The 1,817-nt window shown below is 60.1% G+C and carries 1 pseudogene; it reads left to right on the forward strand.

From position 1 onward, the window contains the following. A pseudogene (locus DT73_RS15895) lies at positions 1-1,817 on the forward strand (hypothetical protein); the annotation flags it as partial.

Genomic DNA, 1,817 nt, shown 5'->3' on the forward strand with positions numbered 1-1,817 from the left:
ACACGCTGCTCAACAGCGGCACGCTCACCGCCGGCAGCCTGAAAGTCGTTAAGGGCGTAAACCTTGAAGGCGGGGTCATCAACGCACATATCACCGGTAACTCCTTCCGCAACGACGGCATGGTTTACGGCTCGGTGCGTGGGTCAGGCAGCCAGACCCATGTCCTTATCAACAACGGCACGATTGCCGTAACAGAGGCGGGAGTGAGCGGCATGCAGGCCGCCAGTATCTATAACCAGCAGGGCGGGCATATCTACAATACTGTTGCCGCCACGCCGGAAACGGCCGAAAGCAGTGTTTTAATGCGGCAGACTCCTACCAGCGTCACGCCTGCCATTGTCAATGCGGGTACCCTGACGGCCAGCGACGGATGGTATGCCATGAAGGCTACGGCCGCCTCCGGCTCCTCCCAGACCTGGATGGCAAATACCGAAACAGGGGTCATCCGGGGCGTGATGGACGCGTCCCTTAACGATTCGCTGGTTGTGGCCGGCAGGGGTTATCACTTCTACAATGCCGGTGAAATCACCGTTCAGGGAAGCGATGCTAAAGCGGTGAATATGGGCGGCTCCACGGCGACCGGCCCCCGCCGGATGATTAACGACGGCGTGATTAACGTCGGGACTGAGCAGGGGAAACAGGACGGCACCAACGGAACCGGACTGACCGGTGTCTACGGCACGGCGGCCACGGGGATATTCTATAACAACAGCGGCGGTGAGATTAACGTCTGGGCCGACGACTCTTACGCCTTTAACGTTAAAGGCACGCTGTACAATTTCGGTGCGGTCAATCTTCACGGTACCAACAGCGCCCTTTATCACCCGGACAGCACCCAGGCCATTGTTGAAGGGGATGATTTCTCCAGGCCAAATGTCAGTACGCCGGGCAACATCAGCACCCCGAACCCTCCCACCGCCCCCACTGAAAACGGTGCCAGCCTGGTCAACAACTATGTTATCGGCACCAATGCTGACGGCACGGCCGGGAAACTGGGGGGCAACAACCTGCATATTGACAGCACGGTGACCATCAGCGCCGGGTTTACGGCGGGCACGGCGGCGAAAGAAATCACCTTCAGCGATGTCTTCACCGGCAACAGCATCAGCGGGGCAGAGAACATCGGTTCACAGACTGTGGTGTGGAACGCGCAGGGGCATAAAAACGCCGACGGCAATGTGGACGTGACCATGACCAAAAACGACTACGCGGAGGTTATCACGGATAAAACCCTGTCTGGTGTGGCTGCGGCGCTGGATAACGGCTACACCAGCAACAGCCTGTACAGCAGCCTGAATGTCTCCACCTCTGCCGAACTTGACCGGGCACTGAAACAGGTTTCCGGTGCTCAGGCGACGGCGCTGAACCAGGAAGCGCGGATTCTTGGCCAGCGCTTCACCCGCCTGGCGGCAGAGGCCCCGGTCACCACCGACAGTGGCCTGTCGTTCAACGTGGTGGCAAAAGGCGACAAACGGGCAGAAATGGCCAACAAAGTCACCTACGATATGGTGGCGCTGGGCCAGCGCTTTGAAAGTGGTTTTGGTGAACTGGAAGCGCACTACGGTATGGCCCGCCTGTCCGGCAGTGGCGGCAACGCCATGAGCCGCGCCGGGGACAACGGGCTGACCGGCGGTTACAGCCAGTTCTTCGGGCTGAGCCACCACCTGAGCCTGGGAGATAACCTGGGCTGGCACAACAGCCTGCGTTACGACCGCCACCAGCTGGACAGCCGCCGCGACATCCGCTTTGAAGGGGTGCGCAACAGTGCCCGCAGCGACGTGCACATTCAGCAGCTGGCACTGCGCAGTGAAGGGGCG

Source organism: Mangrovibacter sp. MFB070 (genome assembly GCF_000705335.1).
Taxonomy (GTDB): Bacteria; Pseudomonadota; Gammaproteobacteria; order Enterobacterales; family Enterobacteriaceae; genus Mangrovibacter; species Mangrovibacter plantisponsor.